Source organism: Streptomyces sp. NBC_00076 (genome assembly GCF_045041235.1).
GTDB lineage: Bacteria > Actinomycetota > Actinomycetes > Streptomycetales > Streptomycetaceae > Streptomyces.
This window is the reverse complement of the sequence record NZ_CP108242.1, coordinates 5,100,358-5,118,950: the sequence shown is the minus strand read 5'-3', so window position 1 is coordinate 5,118,950 and position 18,593 is coordinate 5,100,358. Positions and strand designations below refer to the sequence as shown.

At 70.0% G+C, this 18,593-nt stretch carries 19 protein-coding genes and 1 pseudogene; 9 read left to right on the top strand and 11 right to left on the bottom strand.

From position 1 onward, the window contains the following. Positions 1-81 precede the first annotated feature (81 nt). The gene (locus tag OHA64_RS23200; protein WP_405616058.1) at positions 82-1,698 is read left to right on the top strand and encodes an MFS transporter; all 1,617 of its coding nucleotides are present in this window, start codon (positions 82-84) and stop codon (positions 1,696-1,698) included. 5 nt (positions 1,699-1,703) lie between these two features. Here OHA64_RS23200 and OHA64_RS23195 read toward each other — a convergent pair whose 3' ends face one another. Then, positions 1,704-2,147: a hypothetical protein gene (locus tag OHA64_RS23195; protein WP_405616056.1), complete on the bottom strand. Its 444-nt coding sequence runs from the start codon at positions 2,145-2,147 to the stop codon at positions 1,704-1,706. A gap of 120 nt (positions 2,148-2,267) precedes the next feature. After that, positions 2,268-2,543, bottom strand: coding sequence for a hypothetical protein (locus OHA64_RS23190; protein ID WP_405616054.1), 276 nt, complete (start codon positions 2,541-2,543; stop codon positions 2,268-2,270). A 229-nt stretch (positions 2,544-2,772) separates the two neighbouring features. Here OHA64_RS23190 and OHA64_RS23185 point away from each other — a divergent pair, with 229 nt between their 5' ends. Further along, on the top strand, positions 2,773-4,173 hold the full coding sequence (locus OHA64_RS23185; RefSeq protein ID WP_405616052.1) for a DUF2252 domain-containing protein: 1,401 nt from the start codon (positions 2,773-2,775) through the stop codon (positions 4,171-4,173). Positions 4,174-4,232: 59 nt separating this feature from the next. Then, on the top strand, positions 4,233-4,652 hold the full coding sequence (locus OHA64_RS23180) for an SHOCT domain-containing protein (protein ID WP_405616050.1): 420 nt from the start codon (positions 4,233-4,235) through the stop codon (positions 4,650-4,652). 79 nt (positions 4,653-4,731) lie between these two features. Here OHA64_RS23180 and OHA64_RS23175 read toward each other — a convergent pair whose 3' ends face one another. After that, positions 4,732-5,589 (bottom strand): oxidoreductase, encoded by an 858-nt coding sequence (locus tag OHA64_RS23175; protein ID WP_405616048.1) that lies wholly within the window; start codon positions 5,587-5,589, stop codon positions 4,732-4,734. Positions 5,590-5,663: 74 nt separating this feature from the next. On the opposite strand from OHA64_RS23175, the gene OHA64_RS23170 reads away from it, so the two are divergent. The 4 genes from OHA64_RS23170 (at position 5,664) to OHA64_RS23155 (ending at position 10,069) form a co-directional block, all read left to right on the top strand. Further along, positions 5,664-6,317 (top strand): DNA-binding response regulator, encoded by a 654-nt coding sequence (locus OHA64_RS23170; RefSeq protein WP_405616046.1) that lies wholly within the window; start codon positions 5,664-5,666, stop codon positions 6,315-6,317. 274 nt (positions 6,318-6,591) lie between these two features. Next, entirely contained in the window at positions 6,592-6,927 is a 336-nt protein-coding gene (locus tag OHA64_RS23165) for a YnfA family protein (protein ID WP_405616044.1), read from the top strand. Between the two features lie 351 nt (positions 6,928-7,278). Next, positions 7,279-9,240: a protein kinase domain-containing protein gene (locus OHA64_RS23160; RefSeq protein ID WP_405616042.1), complete on the top strand. Its 1,962-nt coding sequence runs from the start codon at positions 7,279-7,281 to the stop codon at positions 9,238-9,240. A 1-nt stretch (position 9,241) separates the two neighbouring features. Beyond that, entirely contained in the window at positions 9,242-10,069 is an 828-nt protein-coding gene (locus OHA64_RS23155) for an FHA domain-containing protein (protein WP_405616040.1), read from the top strand. A 5-nt stretch (positions 10,070-10,074) separates the two neighbouring features. Here the strand turns inward: OHA64_RS23155 and OHA64_RS23150 are convergent, their stop codons facing one another. Continuing rightward, positions 10,075-10,509 (bottom strand): hypothetical protein, encoded by a 435-nt coding sequence (locus OHA64_RS23150; protein ID WP_405616038.1) that lies wholly within the window; start codon positions 10,507-10,509, stop codon positions 10,075-10,077. Beyond that, the gene (locus tag OHA64_RS23145; RefSeq protein WP_405616034.1) at positions 10,506-11,186 is read right to left on the bottom strand and encodes a hypothetical protein; all 681 of its coding nucleotides are present in this window, start codon (positions 11,184-11,186) and stop codon (positions 10,506-10,508) included. The genes OHA64_RS23150 and OHA64_RS23145 overlap by 4 nt, the downstream gene beginning before the upstream one ends. Before the next feature lie 123 nt (positions 11,187-11,309). On the opposite strand from OHA64_RS23145, the gene OHA64_RS23140 reads away from it, so the two are divergent. Then, positions 11,310-11,702: a hypothetical protein gene (locus OHA64_RS23140; RefSeq protein WP_405616032.1), complete on the top strand. Its 393-nt coding sequence runs from the start codon at positions 11,310-11,312 to the stop codon at positions 11,700-11,702. Between the two features lie 421 nt (positions 11,703-12,123). Here OHA64_RS23140 and OHA64_RS23135 read toward each other — a convergent pair whose 3' ends face one another. The 3 genes from OHA64_RS23135 to OHA64_RS23125 all read right to left on the bottom strand — a co-directional run bounded on the left by OHA64_RS23135 (position 12,124) and on the right by OHA64_RS23125 (position 15,281). Continuing rightward, positions 12,124-12,546 (bottom strand): PIN domain nuclease, encoded by a 423-nt coding sequence (locus OHA64_RS23135; RefSeq protein ID WP_405616030.1) that lies wholly within the window; start codon positions 12,544-12,546, stop codon positions 12,124-12,126. Then, the gene (locus OHA64_RS23130; protein WP_063730346.1) at positions 12,543-12,758 is read right to left on the bottom strand and encodes a type II toxin-antitoxin system VapB family antitoxin; all 216 of its coding nucleotides are present in this window, start codon (positions 12,756-12,758) and stop codon (positions 12,543-12,545) included. The genes OHA64_RS23135 and OHA64_RS23130 overlap by 4 nt, the downstream gene beginning before the upstream one ends. A gap of 93 nt (positions 12,759-12,851) precedes the next feature. Then, positions 12,852-15,281, bottom strand: coding sequence for a helicase-associated domain-containing protein (locus tag OHA64_RS23125; RefSeq protein ID WP_405616028.1), 2,430 nt, complete (start codon positions 15,279-15,281; stop codon positions 12,852-12,854). A 539-nt stretch (positions 15,282-15,820) separates the two neighbouring features. Here OHA64_RS23125 and OHA64_RS23120 point away from each other — a divergent pair. Next, on the top strand, positions 15,821-16,150 hold the full coding sequence (locus tag OHA64_RS23120; RefSeq protein ID WP_405616026.1) for a hypothetical protein: 330 nt from the start codon (positions 15,821-15,823) through the stop codon (positions 16,148-16,150). 22 nt (positions 16,151-16,172) lie between these two features. Here the strand turns inward: OHA64_RS23120 and OHA64_RS23115 are convergent. The 3 genes and pseudogenes from OHA64_RS23115 to OHA64_RS23105 all read right to left on the bottom strand — a co-directional run. Beyond that, positions 16,173-16,659: pseudogene (locus OHA64_RS23115) on the bottom strand (transposase family protein); the annotation flags it as partial. 336 nt (positions 16,660-16,995) lie between these two features. Then, positions 16,996-17,856 carry an SGNH/GDSL hydrolase family protein gene (locus tag OHA64_RS23110; protein ID WP_405616024.1) on the bottom strand — a complete coding sequence of 287 codons (861 nt, stop codon included), beginning with the start codon at positions 17,854-17,856 and terminating at the stop codon, positions 16,996-16,998. A 43-nt stretch (positions 17,857-17,899) separates the two neighbouring features. Then, a complete protein-coding gene (locus OHA64_RS23105; protein ID WP_405616022.1) occupies positions 17,900-18,478 on the bottom strand; it encodes a PadR family transcriptional regulator in 579 nt (192 codons plus the stop codon). Positions 18,479-18,593 lie beyond the last annotated feature (115 nt).

Below are 18,593 nucleotides of genomic sequence, written 5' to 3'. Positions count from 1 at the left end.
AACAACCTCAATAGCCGTAAAACTGCCCATCGGAAGGTGTCGATCAGCCGCTCCCTTCACGGCCACTGGGACGATTCGGGCATGACGGACGGGGTAGACACCGCGCGGAGCTCGGCAACGGCGCGCATCGTGCTGACGACGCTCGCGGCCGGGCAGTTCCTGATGGCGCTCGACAGCTCCGTCATGAACGTCTCGATCGCGACGGTCGCCGAGGACGTGGACACGACGGTGACGGGCATCCAGGGCGCCATCACGGCCTACACCCTCGTGATGGCCATGTTCATGATCCCGGGCGGCAAGATCGGGGCGCTGATCGGCCGCAGACGGGCGTTCATGATCGGCTGCTGCGTCTACGGCTGCGGTTCCCTCGTGACGGCGCTCGCACCGAACCTGCCCGTGCTGCTGCTCGGCTGGGCCTTCCTCGAAGGGATCGGAGCGGCACTCATCCTGCCCGCGATCGTGGCCCTCGTGGCAGGCAACTTCGCCCCGGAGCGCCGCCCCACCGCCTACGGACTCGTCGCCGCCGCCGGGGCCGTGGCGATCGCGGTCGGCCCGCTCATCGGCGGTGTCGCGACGACGTACTTCTCCTGGCGCTGGGTCTTCGCCGGCGAGGTCGTGATGGTGCTCGGCATCCTGGTGCTCGCCCGCCGCATCGCGGACGCGCCGACCGGCGAACGCCGGCGCATCGATCTCGTCGGGGCGGTGCTCTCCGCACTCGGTCTCGGGATCTTCGTCTACGGCGTGCTCCGCTCCGACGAATGGGGCTGGTTCCGGCCCAAGGCCGACGCGCCCTCGTGGCTCGGGGTCTCGCTGGTCGTGTGGCTGATGCTGGCGGGCCTGCTGCTGATCTGGCTCTTCCTCCGCTGGGAGGCCCACATGGTGGAGCGCGACAGGGAGCCGCTCGTCGACCCGGCCATGCTGCGCAACAAGCAGCTCACCGGCGGGCTGACGATGTTCTTCTTCCAGTACCTGGTGCAGATGGGCGTCTTCTTCGTCGTACCGCTCTATCTGTCGGTCGCCCTGGGCCTGTCCGCGCTTACGACGGGCGCCCGCATTCTGCCGCTCTCCGTGACCCTGCTGGCGGCCGCGGTCCTGATTCCCCGCTTCTTCCCGGACGTCTCCCCGCGCCGGGTCGTACGGCTCGGGATCCTCGCGTTGCTCGCCGGCGCGGTGGTCCTGATGGCCGCGCTGGACGCGGACGCCGGGGCGGAGATCGTCACCATCCCCCTCCTGCTGATCGGGCTCGGCATGGGCGCGCTGGCGTCCCAGCTCGGGTCGGTCACCGTGTCGGCGGTGCCGGAATCGCAGAGCGCGGAGGTCGGCGGTGTGCAGAACGCCGTGACCAACCTCGGCGCCTCGATCGGTACCGCGCTCGCCGGGTCGATCCTGATCGCCGCCCTCACGACCTCGTTCCTGACCAGCGTCGACCAGAGCCAGGCGATCCCGGCCGACGTCAAGAGTCGGGCGACCGTCGAACTCCAGAGCGGCGTACCGTTCCTGTCGGACGCACAGCTGGAGTCCGCTCTCGACGACGCGGATACGAGCCCTGAGGTGACGCAGGCGGCGCTCGACGCTAACGAGAGCGCGAGGCTCGACGGGCTGCGTGCCGCGCTCGCCATCCTCGCGCTCTCCGCTCTTCTCGCGCTGTTCTTCACCCACCGGATCCCCACGACCCAGCCCCGCACGACGGAGCCGTAGCGGCTTCAGCGCTCCCTCGGGCTCGGAGCCGTGCACAGTGCCCAGATCACGAAGCCGTACAACGCGATCAGGACGATCGCCCAGAACGGGGCGTACGGGATCCAGAGGAAGTTCGCGAGCATGGCGAGGCCGGCCAGCGCGACGCCGACGACCCTCGCCCAGGTGGCGCCCTGGAACAGGGCGAGACCGGCGAGCGTGATGACCACACCCATGACCAGGTGGACCCAGCCCCAACCGGTGAGATCGAACTCGAACGTGTAGTTGCGGGTGGCGATGAACACGTCGTCGTCGGCGATGGCCGCGATGCCCGCGAAGAGCGTCATCAGGCCGCCGAAGATCATCAGAACGCCCGCGAAGACGATCCAACCGCTACTGGCACCAGTGCGCGCGGTACTGCGCGTCGTCGCACCCGAGTGCGCCCCACTGGCCCCACTCACATGACTCGCCATGGCCGACTCCTTCTTGGTGTGACCCCGTACAGCCGGGACTTCACGTCCGTCCCGGTCGGAGCTACTTCCAATCTCGACCTGTCGGGCACACCGCGCACCTCGGGGCGGGCGGAGCGGCGCTCACCTGGGCTTTTGGTGCTTACGATCCCGGCGGCGCCGCACGGTGACGACGCAGGCGAGCATGCCGAGGCCCCAGGCGATCAGGAGGGCACCCCACAACGGCATGGTCACTATGGGGATCAGCAGGCGGATCTCCGTGTCCGCACGGTTCTCGAAGATGAAGACCAGAGCGATCGCGGTGATCACGACGAACGGCATGACGCGGCGGACACCGGGCCGGGAGAAGAAGGACGTGCGCTGCCTGTGCTGCTGTGGGTCTGTGCCGGTCGGAGCCATGGGACATCTCCATCGGGTTCGCCCCCTGCGTCCAGCGTCCTCTTCCCGCCCCCGGCTCGCGACCGATGGACCCGCGGCGTCGGGGCGTCGCGACGTGCGTGGGGCTCTGCCGCACCGGGGTCCCGGATGCCGGCCTGCGCGGACTGTGCCACCGTGGAGACAGGGTATGGACGCAGGCCCGGCACGGGGCAGTCGCTCCGCGGGGCCGCTCCACCCAGGAGGTGCCGTCATGGCTGACCAGCTCGGTGGGAGGAGTCCGAAGGAGCGGGCGGCGCGGGGACGGGCCGCCCGGGCGGACGCACCACGCTCCGCGCACGCGGACTACCAGCCCTCGGCGAAACGACCGGACCCGGTGGACACCCTCGAGGCGCAGTCGTCGGCCCGGCTGCAGGAACTCGTGCCCATCCGCTACGGCCGGATGCTGGAGTCACCCTTCCGCTTCTACCGCGGCGCCGCCGCCATCATGGCCGGCGACCTGGCCGACACCCCTCGCTCGGGCATCACGGCGCAGCTCTGCGGGGACGCGCACCTGCTGAACTTCCGGCTGCTCGCCTCGCCCGAACGGCATCTGGTGTTCGACATCAACGACTTCGACGAGACCCTGCCCGGCCCCTGGGAGTGGGACGTCAAGAGGCTGGCCGCCAGCCTGGTGATCGCCGGACGCGAGAACGGCTACACCGATGCCGAACGGGCCCTGGTGGTACGGGCCACCGTCCGGTCCTACCGGGAGCGCATGCGCGAATTCGCCGGCCTGGGCAACCTCGCCGTCTGGTACACCCAGGCCGACATGGACGTCCTGCAAGAGTTGGCGGACCGCAGGCTGGGGGCGCGGGGGCGCGAGCGCACCCGGCGGGCCATGACCAAGGCGCGCGGTCGCGACAGCCTCCAGGCCTTCGAGAAGCTCACACGGGTGGTCGACGGCCGACGCCGGATCACCCCCGACCCGCCCCTGATCGTGCCCCTGCATGACCTCCTGCCCGGCATTCAGCGCGATGCGATGGAAGACCAACTGCGTGAGCTGATCGAGAGGTACGGCGAGAGCCTGCAGTCCGACCGTCGCCATCTGCTGCGTCAGTACCGGCTCGTCGACATCGCCCGCAAGGTCGTCGGAGTGGGCAGCGTCGGCACCCGCTGCTGGATCATCCTGCTGCTCGGCAGGGACGACGAGGATCCGCTGCTGCTCCAGGCCAAGGAAGCCGACCTGTCGGTGCTGGCCCCGCACGTGGGGGCGAGTGCCTACGACAACCAGGGCCAACGCGTCGTCGCCGGCCAGCGCCTGATGCAGGCCGCCAGCGACATCTTCCTCGGCTGGGAACGCGTCGTCGGTATCGACGTACGCCAACGCGACTTCTACATCCGCCAGTTGCGGGACTGGAAGGGCATCGCCGAACCCCAGCTCATGGTCCCCAAGGACATGCGCGCGTTCGGGGAACTCTGCGGCGCCACCCTCGCCCGGGCCCACGCCCGCTCGGGGGACCGCGTCGCCATCGCCGCCTACCTCGGAGCCGGCGACACCTTCGACCGCGCGCTCACCCACTTCGCCGAACGCTATGCCGATCAGAACGAGCGCGACCACCAAGCCCTCACGGAAGCCGTACGCACCGGACGGGTCCCCGCACAGAGCGCGTAGCCGCCGAGAGGGCCGGAGACGACCGTCGCGCCGCGAGGCACGGCCTCAGGAGGACGAAGATGACCAACACCCTGTATCTGGCCTATGACTATCCGCTGTTGGGCGCGTTCTGGACGATGATGTGGATCTTCCTGTGGATCGTGTGGATCATCCTGCTGTTCCGCGTCATCGGTGACATCTTCCGCGACGACTCGCTGAGCGGCTGGGCGAAGACGGGCTGGACCTTCTTCGTGATCGTCCTGCCGTATCTCGGAGTCTTCGTGTACCTCGTCGCCCGCGGACGTGGCATGGGCAAGCGCGACCAGGAACACGCCAGGGCCCAGCGGGAGTCGATCGACGCGTACATCCGGCAGACGGCCGAAGGCGCGGGCACGGGCGGCCAGGCCGACGAGCTGGCCAAACTGTCCGAGCTCAGGAACAAGGGCGACATCACCGACGCGGAGTTCCAGCACGCCAAGCAGAAGGTGCTGACGTCGTGACCCGATGTGCCGCATGGGGCTGAGGCGTGATCCGGTGCCTGCCCTGCACGGGGCTGAGGCAGGCGGCGTGGTCCTCGGGTCAGGCGAGGTCCGAGAGATCCTCCCGGCTGAGGGGGACCGACCCGGCGGCGGTGTTCTCCTCCAGGTGGGCGAGGGAGCCGGTGCCCGGGATGGCCAGGGTGACGGGGGAGGAGGCAAGCAGCCAGGCCAGGGCGACCTGGGGGACCGTGGCGTCATGCCGGTCCGCGACCTTCGCCATGCGGTCGTCCGTGAGGTCGCTGATGCCGCCGCCCAGCGGGAAGTACGGCACGAAGGCGATGCCGGCCTCCTCACAGGCGGCCAACAGCTTGGTGTCATCGCGCTTGGCGGCGTGGAAGTGGTTCTGGACCGCTACGACGGGTGCGATCGCACGGGCCTCGGCGAGATGGCCGGTGTCGACGTGACTCAGGCCGAGGTGGCGGATCAGGCCCTCCTCCCGCAGCGCGGCCAGCGCCTCGAAGCGTTCGCCGACGGACTCGCCGTGCGGCGGCGGCTCCATGCCCCCGATGCGCAGGTAGACCAGATCGAGGCGGTCCACGCCGAGGGCTTCGAGGTTCTCCTCGACCAGCGGCCGCAGGTCCGCGGCGTTCGTGGTCGCGGCCAGGCCGCCGTCGGGGGTGCGGACCGGGCCGACCTTTGTGGCGATCACCAGGTCGGCCGGGTAGGGGTGGAGGGCCTCGCGGATCAGGGTGTTGGCTCGGACGGTGCCGTCGCCGCTGGCGTAGAAGGCGGCGGTGTCGATGTGGTTGACGCCCAGCTCGACGGCGCGGCGCAGGACGGCGCGACCGGTCTCGGGATCGCGGGCCGGACCATGGAAGCTGTTCGTGGGCAGGCGCATGGCCCCGAAGCCGATCCGGTTGATCAGAAGGTCGCCACCAAGGCGGAAGTCGTTGCTCATGGACTCAGCCTGGACTGTGGGGTGCTGGGGCTGCGAACCCTTGGCAGCTTGCTGCCATCGGGCAGAATGGCGAGGTGGCAGAGATCCTGACGCTCCGCGGCGACCTGGAGTTCCTCACCCGTACCGAGCAGTTGTTCTCCTCCGTCCAGGAGGAGTTCGTCTGTGCCGCCCGCGACCTCGACACCTGGCCACGCCCCGAAGCCCGGCAGACCACCCGCGACCGGCTGCGGAGCAGCGGCACCCACCAGGTCCGCAAGCTGTACAGCCCGGCCGCGCTGGCTGACGAGCGCAGCCGCGAGCATCTGGGCGAACTCGCCGACAGGGGCGCCCGGGTGCGGATCGCCGCCACCACTCTCCCCCACGAGACGATCGTCATCGACCGCCGGTTCGCGATCCTCGCCGGCCTGCCCGCCCCCGGCGGCCGCGAGTACACCCTGACCACCGCGCCCACCCTGGTCGGCGGTGTGTACGCGCTGTTCGAAGCCGCCTGGGAGACCGCCACCGACCTCAAGACCTTCCTCCGCGGTGAGCAGCCCCAGCTCGATGCCGGAAGCCGGACGGTCCTGCGCGCGCTGGGATCGGGCGCCACCGACGAGACAGCAGCACGGGAGCTCGGCATGTCCCTGCGAACCTACCGTCGCCGCGTCGCCGAACTGCTCGACGCCCTCGACGCGGGTTCGCGCTTCCAGGCCGGGGTGCGCGCGGGCGAGCTGGGCCTGAACGGCTGAGGGCGGGGCGGGCGTTAGGGGCGCCCGTCGCCCGTCGCCCGTCGCCCGTCGCCCGTCGCCCGTCGCCCGTCGCCCTTCAGTCCCTTGGGTGTTGCCCTCCTGTTCGGCCAGGAGTCGGCGTCGGCCTTGACGCGATGGGCGGCGACCGGACCGGCCCCTCGCCCGGGAACCGCCGACGCCGGCTCAGCGGACCCTGACAGGAGCATTCGGTCGCACCGCCCCCTCCTGACCCGGTTCGGATCACCACCCCGGGCCGCAGGTAGCCTCACCGGCCATGACCGTTGTGCGTTCCGTTGCCCTGTTCGTCGTCGCCGCCCTGTTCGAGATCGGCGGCGCCTGGCTGGTGTGGCAGGGGATCCGCGAGCACAAGGGCTGGATCTGGATCGGCGCCGGTGTGATCGCCCTGGGCCTTTACGGGGTGGTCGCCACCTTCCAGTCCGACGACAACTTCGGACGCATCCTCGCCGCGTACGGCGGGATCTTCGTCGCCGGCTCGATCGCCTGGGGCATGGCCGCCGACGGCTACCGCCCCGACCGCTGGGACGTCTCCGGCGCCCTGATCTGCCTCGCGGGCATGGCGATCATCATGTACGCGCCCCGCAGCCACTGATGTCCCGGCCAGGCCATCGCAGTCGAGCCCGTGCGTCAGCGCCCCTGCGGTACCGCTGCCAGCTGCTGGGCGGGGCCGTGAGCCGATCACAGGACGTCCGAGGCTCTCGCCCATCACAGATCGTCCGTGTCATCCGCTGAGTCGCGGTTGATTCCCGGATCCTCGGCGCCCGACTCGTCGTCCAGGAGGGGTACCGGGGCCCGGCGGTACCAGGAGGCGAGACACTCCCGTTGCTGTGGGGGTTCTGGGCGGGTCCGCGCGAAGTCCGGTGAAAGAGATCACCGCCAGGTGTGGGCTGAGTACACTCCGTCGTCTGGCAGGACCATCGGCGGTGGGGCGAGGGGTGGGGCGGTGCTGGGGACGCCGGAGGCCGGGGACAAGATCGCCGGCCGGTACCTCTTGCGGGAGCCCATCGGCAGAGGCGGGATGGGCGTCGTCTGGCTGGCCTGGGACGAGCGGCTCGAACGCCAGGTCGCGGTCAAGTGCGCACGCCTGGACGACGATCGGGCCGCGCGACGGCTCATGGGCGAGGCGCGCAACGCCGGGCGGCTGCACCACCCGAACATCGTGGGCGTCTTCGACTTCGTCGACGAGGGCGCTACCTGCTGGATCATCATGGAATACGTCCCCTCGCGCAGCCTCGCGCAGATCCTGGCGGAGAGCGGTCCGCTCACGCCCGAGGATGCCGGATCGATAGGCTGCCAGATCGCGGCCGCGTTGGCGAAGTCCCACCACGAGGGCGTGGTGCACGGCGATGTGACGCCGGAGAACATCCTCGTCACCGACGAAGGCGTCGCGAGACTGACCGACTTCGGGATCTCGCGGGCTCTGTGGAGCGACGTCACCCACAGCACGACGGGCAGTGTGCGCGGCAAACCCCGGTATCTGGCCCCGGAGTTGGCCAAGGGGCTGCCCGCGGGTGAGAAGTCCGACGTGTTCTCCCTGGGCGCCTCCCTGTTCATGGCGGTCGAGGGCCGGTCGCCGTACGGGGAGGCCGAACACCTCATGGCCTACCTGGCCCGGGCCGTCGAGGGACACATCGAGCCCGCGCACCGGACCGGCCCGCTGGAGGGGCCGCTCACCGCCCTGCTGGAGGTGGAGCCCCGGCGCCGGCCCGACGCCGCCAGGGCGCAGGAGCTGCTGACGCGTGCCGCACCACCGCCCCCGCACATAGCGGAGCAGTTGCACGACAGCCGGATGCGGGACCTCACGTCCCCCACCCTCCGGCTGCGGCGACTCGTACGCCGCGCACGGGACTCCACGCCCTTCATGCTGCAGCCGCCACGGCCCGTACGCCGACGTCGGCACCGGTTGGCGATCACGGTGGTGGCGCTGGCCGCGGCGGGTGCGATCACGGCCGGGCTGGTCCTTTTCGGCCCGTGGGCCTCGAAGGACGAGGGAGACCAGGGCGGCCGTACGGACGCGACCGACGCGAAACCCTCCGCCACGGCGTCGGCCGGCGCCATCGGCGACGAGCGTACGGCGGACCCCTGCGGGCTGCTCGACGTCGCATCGCTGAGCCGCTTCGGAGCCACCGTACTCGCCCCGGACTACGGGGAGTTCGACCGCTGCGATGTCCTGGTGCGCAACAACAGCGGTGACGACATCGCGGACGTCCAGGTCAACCTCGACTCGGACCGGGACGACTTCGACGGCATCCTGTCCACCCGCCTCACCAACGGCCTCACGGTCGTGACCCTCAAACGGGACGGGAGGGCCTGCGAGCGGGCCGTCCTGACCGCCGACGGCAAGCAGATCCGCGTGATCGGGAAGCAGTTCGACGAAGCGGCGCCCGACCCGTGCCAGATGGCCGACGCCGCCACCGACCACGTGGTCGGCGTGCTGGCCGACGGCCCGGTGCCCCGGCGTTCGTCGCCGCCGGCCGCGAACTCCCTGGCCCGGCTGGACACCTGCGCACTGCTCGACGCCACCGAACTCAAGCGGCTCCCCGGCGTCGAGGCGGACAACCGGGACCGCGGTTTCGGTTCCTGGGCCTGCGACTGGTCGAGCGACGACGGCACACGCGAGGTGGAGATCCAGTTCAGCCAGGACAACTCGCTGGACTCCGACGACGGAACACCGGTGAACGTCGCCGGCACCAAGAGCTACTCCATCGCGGACGAGGCCGAGGACGACAGCTGCACCGTACGGACACCGCACCGCACCTACACGGACTCCGTCGGCGACCGCACGACCGAACTGTTCCAGCTGACCGTGTACGCCCCGCAGCCGACCGAGCAACTGTGCTCCTTGGCCAGGGAGTTCGCAGCCGCCGTCGTACAGAACATCGCGAAGCGACCGCAGGAGCGGTGACATGACCGAACCGGGAACGGAACGGAGCCGGCCGGGAGAGCGGGGAATACCCGCTCCGGGTGGCCGACTCCTGCCCGCCACCCATGGGAGCCTCGCCCGGGGCGCGTCCGCACCGCTGCCCGGCACCGTCTTCGCGCTCGCGCTGACCGGAGGTTTCACGTTGGGGCCGGGGGAAGGCCGCGAGGTCCTGTTCGGTCGCAACCGCCCCGAGGTGCATGTCTGCCTCGGGGAGGACGATTCCCAGGTCAGTCGCCACCAGGGCACGCTCACGCACCGGGACGGCCACTGGTGGGTGAGCAACTCCGGGCGGCTGCCGATCCGTTGTGCGGGGGCCCGGCTGCTGTTCCGGGACGAGGAGTCACTGCCGCTCGACACCGGCTACACACCGCTGTTCGTCGGCGGTTCCCGGGGGCGCGAGCACCTGCTGGAGGTCTTCGTCACCGGCCCCGAGGGCGACCGGCCGCCGCCACGGCACGGGGACGTCACCCGCCCGCCCCGGGTGTGGGCGCTCACCGAACAGGAGAAGCTCGCCCTCGTCGTCCTCAGTCGGCGCTACCTACTGCACGAGCCCCGGCCACAGCCGCTGACCTGGCGGCAGACCGCCGCCGAACTCGCCGACTCGCAGCCGCACGCGGGCTGGACGGACAAGCGCGTCGAGCACCTGGTCAACGGCGTGCGAACCCGGCTGTCCCGCGACGGGGTGCCCTGGCTGACCCGCGAGGAGCTCGGCGAGCCGGTGGGCAACGCGCTCAACGATCATCTGATCCGGGCCCTGCTGGCGTCGACCACGCTCGTACCGATGGACCTGGCACTGATCGACGCCGCCTGACGCCGTCACCGTGGCCGCCGGCGGAAATACGCGGTGCCGTGGCGGCCGTAGAGCAGGGCCACGCCGGTGGCGGCCAGGACCACCGCCATGCTGTCCAACACGGCGTACTCCCGCCCGTACGGAGACTCCGGCGCCGTGAAGCCCTGCGCCCGGGACCCCAGTACGACGAGGAGCCAGACGGCGGCGGCCGTGACGGCGATCCTGGCCTTCCACCGGCTGCGTCGGATGCGCACGGCGAACACGAGGTAGACGGCGAGGATCTGAGTTTCCGTCTGCCCTGCGGCCGGGTCGCCGCCCCCGGCGACCGGCATCCAGAGCACGGCGGCCGCGATCAGCAGCCAGAACGCCACGGTGATCACGCGGGGCCTGCGGGCGTCCGCCTCCATCTCCTCCTCGGGCAGGAATTCCGCCGCGCCCTCTTCGTTCGGTGAGCCGGTCACGGGCGTACCTCCGCTGTACGGCGGCGGGCCGCCCGCGCGCCGATCGCGGCTCCGAGCACCAGCACCGCGACGGTTGTGCCGATGAGCCACGGTTGCCAGTTCATGGCCGTGTGCCCGGAGACCGCGACGACCTTTCCCTCACCCGGTACGGAGGTGATGTCGGCCGGCACGAGGATCACGTCGTCCGGGAGGAGCAGGTCGTTGTGATGACGGAAGTCGTCCAGGCCGGCCGGGTAGGTCCTGCCGCGGGAGTCGACGAGCGCCGCGACCTTGCCGGATGTGCGTGCCACGTACAGCGTGATCAGCTCCAGCGCCCCGTTGTGACGCTTGACCAGAACGGAGCGTTCGAAGACCGACCCGGCGGGCCCCGCGAAGTCCCGCACCGCCTGGCGGGACGCTCCGCTCGGGGGGCAGTCGGCGTCGGCATCGCATGGCCGGGCGGACAGCAGTTGGCCCAGCAGGTCGGCCGGCGTGCCGCGCGAGGCGAAGTTCGCGATCCGATCCGCACTCGTCCCGCCTTGGCCGCCCAACCAGTCGTTCTTCACGTGGGTCGAATCGATGTACTCCTGGAGCAACTCCTCCCGCGACGTCTGCGGCGCCGCCGCGCCGCACGCCGACACCAGTACGGCGACCAGGGCCACGACGGCCGGGAACGCCTCCGGGCGCGCTCGCACCATGTACTTCCCCCTTCACGAGTGTGTCGGGTACTGCCTACCGGCACAGCGTCGGGAGGGGTCCCGGAACGGCCACGGGAAGCTGGAGGCCGGGCGAAAGAGGGGGAGGGACTCATGGTCACTCAGGTGTCGGAGCGTATGCCGCGGGGCGTCAAGGGCGCGTTGGTGGTGGTGTGGTGCCAGGCCGTGCTCAACGGCCTTGTCGGATGGCTCGGCTGGACCCTGATGAACGACCGTCTCACCCACCATCAGGATGTCGCGGATCCAGGCCTGGTCCGGTTCTCCGTCCTCATGGCCTTCTCCGCGTCGGCGGTGCTCTTCGTCTCCGGCGTCTTCGCGTGGAAGCGGTTCGGCTGGGTGCGGGTCACTGTTCTCGTCGTCGAGTGCGCGATCGCGCTGTTCTCGCTGGTCAATGTCTTGGTCGCGGGCGTGTATGCCGCGGGCCTCGGGTTGGCGGTCGCCGCACTGACCGGCAGTGCGATGCTGGGTGCCCCGGCGCGCGAGTGGTTCAACCGTTGACAGCGCCAGGCGTGGACCGTGACAGCCTCGGCGGCGCGTCCGGAGAACAAAGAACCCCCGGGCTCGTGACCTGGGGGGTTTGTGTCGGAGCGGGTGACGAGAATCGAACTCACATGGCCCGGCCGGTGCTTGGTAGATCAACCCACCACTCACCCCAGCTCCCATCCCGCCTGCTCGGCTCTGCCTGGGTCGATGGCAGACGGGATGGGAGCTCCCCGCGCACACCACGACGGGCCGGCATCCGCGTACGGCGCCCCCAGACGGAAACTGAGACGGACAACGACGAAGGGCCCCACCGCGAACGGTGGGGCCCTTCGACATCGTGCCCGGTGAGGCACTGGCGGAGGATACGAGATTCGAACTCGGCTTCTGAACGGTGCTGTACGGAGGTGAATGCAACCAGAACTGCAACCAGCGCCACCTATTTGCCGCTCTCCGGGCCGTACCACTGGAGAGCCTGGCCGGTCACTGCCGCGATGCAGGCGAAGTCGTGGTCGCGGTGCAGGAGGGTGAGCCCTTGCAGCTCCGCCGTCGCGGCGACGACGAGATCCACCGCACCCGCACTGCGATGCCTTCCCTGTTTGGTGAGGGCTTCTTGGACCTGCCAGGCGCGGTCGTAGGCGCGGTCGTCGACGGGAACCCAGCCGAAGATCAGCCGCATGTCCTCGATGCCACGCGTCCGGTCGGCGGTTGACCGTGCGCTGTAGAAGAACTCGAGCTCGGTAATCGGGCAGGTCGCGATGAGTCCAGCCGCGGCGGCCTGGTCCCAGCCGTACTGCTCCGCTTCCCCGCGCATGAACCGCGCGAGCGCGCTGGTGTCGATCAGGAACTGGGCCGCGTTCACCGGCGGTAGTTCCCCTTGTTCTCGAACAGCTCCAGATCGAATGCGCCGTCGCCCGCCGCGGCCCGCAGCCGGGCGAGAGCCAGGGCGCGACGCCGACTCTCCAGCACCTCGCGAAGGGCGGTGTTGACAGTCTCCTTCTTGGTGTTCGTCCCGAGGGCTTTCGCCACGTCCGCGACCAGGTCGTCGTCCAGGTCGATAACCGTCCGACTCATGAGTGCCTCCCTGATATCAAATGTGGGGTCAAGTATATCTCGCGAGGTGCCTGCGGGGTGGCGCACCCGGCACCCGGCCTTGGCCGCCGAGTCCTACGCGGGCATCACGCCATGGATGCGGGAGAGAGTGAAGACACGTTCCGCTTCGCGCAGGTGGCACCAGGCGTCGAGGTAGGGCGGGTCGAGTTCCAGGTCGCTGAGGGTGCGTACGGTCCGGTTGCCCGAGGTGGCGATGTACTCGACAGTGATGGCCGCACCGGTGTCGATGGCATGGGCGACCTGGCGGACGTCGCTGTACGACAGGTTCTTCGCGTATCCGGCGACGATCTCCTCGGTGTCCGTCGCGAAAGGCACCCCGCTGCCGAACGGGTCGGGTTCCGGTGCAGTCGGCGGGGCCTTGAGCAGCCGGTCGGCCAGGACGTCCATCCCGACGTCGGGGGGCATGTCCGAGGCGCGGGTTGCGGTGGTCCCGGGGCCGCGCCGCCCGACGTTCCTTCGCGGGGGCGGGACGGCAGCGGTGGCCCGCTGCGGCAGGCGCTTTTCGATGCGTACCGTTCCCCCGGCGGTCTCGGCGACCGGGGCGTAGCCCGCAGCACGGAGCGCGGCGAGAGTCGTCGCGGGTGGGCTGCCGCTGACCAGGACCGTCGGGGCGAGCTGCCGCAGGGCGAGCTTGGACAGTGCGCGGTGCGCGGCGAGTTCGGCCAGGAGCGCGGGTTCGTCGCCGTGGATGACACAGGCCGCGGGGGCGATGCGCACCCGTCCGTGACCTCGTGCGGTGTCGGCGATGAGATAGGTCAGCGGCTGTGGCAGGGCCGTGGCGGAGCTGGCTGCCAGGTCGGCTGTGATGTCGTCCGGGGTGCCTCCGGCGTCCAGGGCCCGGCGGATACTGCTGGCACTGAAGCGCCATACCGACGCCGTGCCACTGGTCTCCCGGTCGGCCATCGAATCCAGCAGCGCTGCGAGTCGCGCGGACGGGGTGCCGGTGACGACGGCGGTGAGGTCGGCGCCGATCCGGGCCGTCGTGGTCGCGGGGGGCAGCAGCCGCCGGGCCGTGATGTCGAGCTCTTCGTCGGCGTGGGCCGCCAGGTGGGCACCGAGCGGGGACAGTGCACCCCGTGCCAGCACACCCAGCAGTTCGCCTTCGCGGATCACGGTGCTGAACGGTGCCGTGTCCTGGGGCGAGGCGTCGTCGGCGAGCGGACGGTGCCAGGCCACGAGCGGCCCCAGCTCCGAAGCGACCTTCACACCCTGTCCTGCCGGGAGCCCCGTTGCCGCGGTCAGCAGCCCGTGGCGGGCCTGCAGACAGCCGCCGCAGTCAGGCGCACCGGCGAGCGCGGGAAGCGCCTTGTTGTCTTCGTCGCGCGCCCGGGTGGGGGTGAGCGGCAGGTCCCGCCAAGCCCGGAGCAGTACGGCGAGTTGTTCTGCGGGCTCCTGCTCGGACCACGCGTCGTACGCCTCGGTGGGAGGTACGCGATCGCCGTCGCGGGCCAGCAGTCCGGCGGCGTACGCGGTCTCCAGGGCGATGCGTACGACGGCGTCGTCCGCTTGGGCGGCCTTGCCGAGCCGGGCCAGTTCACGCGCGCCGATCCCGCCCGACTTCAGCCGGGTCGGTGGAGCGGTCGCGCACGCCGAAAGGACGGAGGCGGCATGGGCCGCGAACGCGGTGGCGGCTACCGCGGCCTCCCGCTCCACCTCCGAGGAGGTGAGGGGCACCAACTGCGTGACGGGCGGTAGAGGTTCGAACGGAGCGTGCCAATCGGGGCCCCGCAGAGCCAAGGCCACCTCGACCGGCATCCGGACGGGCCCGTACCGGTGACGGTCCTGGAGCAGCAGCCCGCGGTCGAGGGCCCATCGGGCGCCTGGTTCGAGGTCGCGGCCAGGAGCCCCGAACACGACGAACAGTGACTGACGCGGCGTGGACCTGGCGCTCTGCTCAAGCAACTTCCGTGTGGCCGCCGGTGCCCCCGCCACCAACGCGGCGACCCGTTCCGCGTCAGTGTGATGCTCCACCAGAGCCGCGAGTCGCTGCTGCTTGGTGCCGGGTGGCTTGATACCCAGGACCGCCAGCATGCCGCGCAGTTCCTCCGAGTTGGTGCCGGCCAGCAGCTCTTCCAGCGGGGCGTCAAGTCCCAGGGGCGTGCTCCACGCCTGCCGCAAGGGCGTAGGCATGCGGAGTGTCTCGTTGCCGTCGTGCCACACGAGCGCCCGATCCGACAGCGCCTCCAGGGTCGCGTCCAGCGCGTGTACCGCCGCAGGGGATGTCGAGCCGAGCAACTCCGCGAGGCTGCCCCGGGTCGCTCGTGCTCCCAGGGCTGCCAGCGCCTCGGCGGCCTGCAAGCACGGCAGCGTGAGTTGCGGCAGGACGAGTGCCACGGACCCCGGACGTTGGAGACGGTCCGCCAGTTCCCCCACCGAGCGTGGTTCCGGAGAGGAAGCTGCGTCCTTCCGCATGGCGAGTACACGTGCCAGGCGGGAACCGTCGAGTTCGCTCAGCCAAGTCGCAAGCGTCGATCGGGACTTCATGAGGGTGCACCTCGACAGACAGGGAACGTGACAGGCGGGCCGAAGTTGCTTCGGCGCCAAGGTCAAGGATGGCTCAGTTCCATGATCCGCGGATGCCGTACGAAGACAGAGTCTGGGGCTCCTCCTCGCCGCGGGCCCAGCCCGACGAGACGAGCCGACGGCAGTAGAAGATACTGGCTACCCGCTCGCCGAAATGTCCTTGATGGGCGTATATAAACGCAACCAAAACTGCAACCAGCGCACGGCGAGGAGCCGAGCCGCAATTGCGGCTCGGCTCCTCGTTTCGCCTGTTCAGGCGGCTGCGGAGGGTACGAGATTCGAACTCGTGAGGGGTTGCCCCCAACACGCTTTCCAACTGTGTTGGTGGGCTCATGAACCGTGCACGGGGACGTTCGCCTGCGTTCATCGACGGCTGGCCGTCGGCGTGGTGACGGCTCGGGGTCTCGGCTGCACGGTCCTGAACGGGGCTGAATGAGACGGAAACTGAGACGGACGGCAGGGCCGGGCTCGCTAGCATCACCGCTGTTGAAGGGGGCGTCATGGCGCTGGTCCGCAAGGGGTCACGACAGATCGTTGTCGACGGCACGGCTTACCGCTGGCGGCTGCGAGGCAGGCCGACCTACTTCCAGGGCCTGGCCTGGTCACCGTGCTCGTTCGCGGTCGAGCATGCGGACACTCCGGGGGCGACGCTCGTGGTCACCACCGACCAGCCGCATCCGAGCAACTGGATCGGTCGTGAGGCTGAGCCTGTACTGCCGTCTCGTGTGGCCGCGGCTGTGCGACTTGCCCTGAGTGGTGGTTGGACCCCGACGGCTCCGGGTTCGGCGTTCCACCTCGGCCAGTCCGCCAGCTTCACGCCCTCGTGCTGAGCGGTGCAGAGAGTGAGCCCTTTCAGCGGAGCCGCTCAAGGGTGAGGACGGCCGCTGCGATTGACGACACTAGATTCGGGCTGCAGCGCGCCCTGCGGAAGATCCGCCAGGACTTCAGTCGTGCGACGCCGCGCTCGACGGGTGTCGGTGCGGCGGTCAGCGCGACGGTCTGCTGGATGGGCGTGAGGCCGATGCCGGGCGGGCGTCTGAGGGGCGTCGTCCCCCACGGGTCGGCTCCCATGTAGGCGAGGTCGGAGAGCACCGGGATGCCCTGGCGTTCACAGATCCGGACGATCTGGTGGGTGCGGGCCCCGGTCAAGTCGTGCACGCGGCTGGGCAGTGCGGGTGAGATCCACAGCAGCTGGCCACGCAGATCGGTCACCAGATGCTCGTTCACTCGATGCCGACGGTGCTTGGCGGAGTAGCGGGCCCGTCCGTCGCCTCTCCGCGAGCGTACCGCCGAGTAGAACGTAGTCGGGATCGGTCTCGCGCAGTACCTTGAGCAGGCCCAACTCCGGTCCCGCGGCTGCCATCTGGCAAGCAAACCTTGGAAGTAAACGCGGTTCTGCCCGGCCATCCGGTCCTGGCGTACGGGCGTCGCATCGGCTGCCCCTCCCATGGCTGCCTGGGGACGCCGCTGCGCGGCTCAGTCCGGTTGAACCGGTGCATGCACCGCTCTTGTACCGGTTTAGCCGGTTCGGGTCGTCCTTGTTCTTGGCCACCTGGATGCACAGCAGGTTGTCGCGGGCGTCCGCGTGCTCGTGAAGGACGTAGTGGGCATCGTTCGTCGTTCCCGACTCGGGGCAAGCACCGACCGCTACTCATGATCGGACAAGCGGATCTCGCTACTCCGAGGCGTCTGCCAGGTCGACGGAGGGCTCTTGTCCACGCTGGAAGGCACGGCCGAAGTGTTGGCCGGGGCTGCCGACGGACATGAGGTCCGGGCGTTTGGCCACGCGACCGTCTCCGGAGGAACGCCCAAGCGCGCGCCTGCCGATCCACGGACCTAGGAATCCGGCGACCCAGCGCACCTCGGCTGACGCGGCACGCAAGAATCGTGCCCGACCAACAGGCAGGACGGGCAACGGGTGCGTCCAGGAGGCGTCAGCGTCTGGCAGGTTGAGCGAGTGAGCGAGCGCCGCCGCGATCCGCTGGTGGCCGAGTGGGCTCGAGTGGAGGCGGTCCTGACTCCACAGGCGTGGATCCGTTGCCACCGGATACAGGGTGACGTCGGCGACGACGACACCATGCCGGTGCGCCGCCGCGCGAACGCGGTGGTTCAGCGCCTCAAGACGCGGCCGGAGCGGACGGGCCAGTGGAGTGATGCGCGCGATGTCGGGAATGGTGAGCGTCGCCACGCGCGCCCCCTGGCCGGTGAGCGCGGCGAACATCGCCTCCAGATGCGCGGCCACCTCATCCGGATCGAAGCGGGGGCGCAGCATGTCGTTGACTCCGGCCACGACCGTCGCGAAGTCCGGCCGCAGCGCAAGCGCCGTAGGCAACTGCTCCGCGTGGACCTGCCCGGCCAGACGGCCCCGTACTGCGAGATTGGCGTACCGGAGCTGCGGGCTGTGCCGAGCCAGGTGCTCGGCGAGCCGGTCGGCCCACCCGCGCAGGCCCGTCAGATCGTCGCCGTCGCCCACCCCTTCGGTGTGACTGTCGCCCAGGGCCACGAAGCGCAGGTAGCGGGTCTCAGTGCCTGACATGAGCGGCTGGCTCCTTCTCGCGATCACCGGAAGAGCCATCACTCTACTCACTTTTTTGAGTGTTAATCTTGGCGCGCTGGTCGAGCCTGCGCAACGCCATGTCGCCCCACTGGAGGTTCTCCCGCTCGAACGACATCCCGCGCAGCAGAGTGAGGTACGGGCCGATACGCTCGGCCTCGGCGAAGTACGCCTCCTCCGAGCGGCCGCCCAGCAGTCGTTGCCGGATTCTCTCGTAGCGGGCCAGCTTGGCCGTGGCCCATTCCATGCGTTCGACGACGGCGGCGCGCACCGCCTCGACATCGCCGGCGTCCGCGCACTGCACCTTGACCAGCAGTTCGTCCCTGATGACCGCGGGCCGACCCGGTGGCTCGGCCGTGTATGCGCGCACAGCCTCCCGCCCAGCCTCCGTCAGGGAAAACAGCCGTTTGTTGGGACGACGCCGCTGCTCGACGAGGCGGGCCGTGACCAGCCCCTCGGCCTCCATACGATCCAGCTCCCGATAGAGCTGCTGAGGCGTCGCCGCCCAGAAGTTCGCGACCGTCGCGTCGAAGCCTTTCGCGAGGTCGTAACCGGACGCCTCGCCCTCCAGCAGCGCGGCCATCACCGCGTTCCGCAATGCCATGGGAGCAAGGTACGGCCCAGCGAGCATTCAATGGTGAGCACTGCCGGAGCGCCGCACCCTCGACAAGCACCGGAGTCGCCTCTACCCTCCTCTACACATATACAACTTGTTGAGT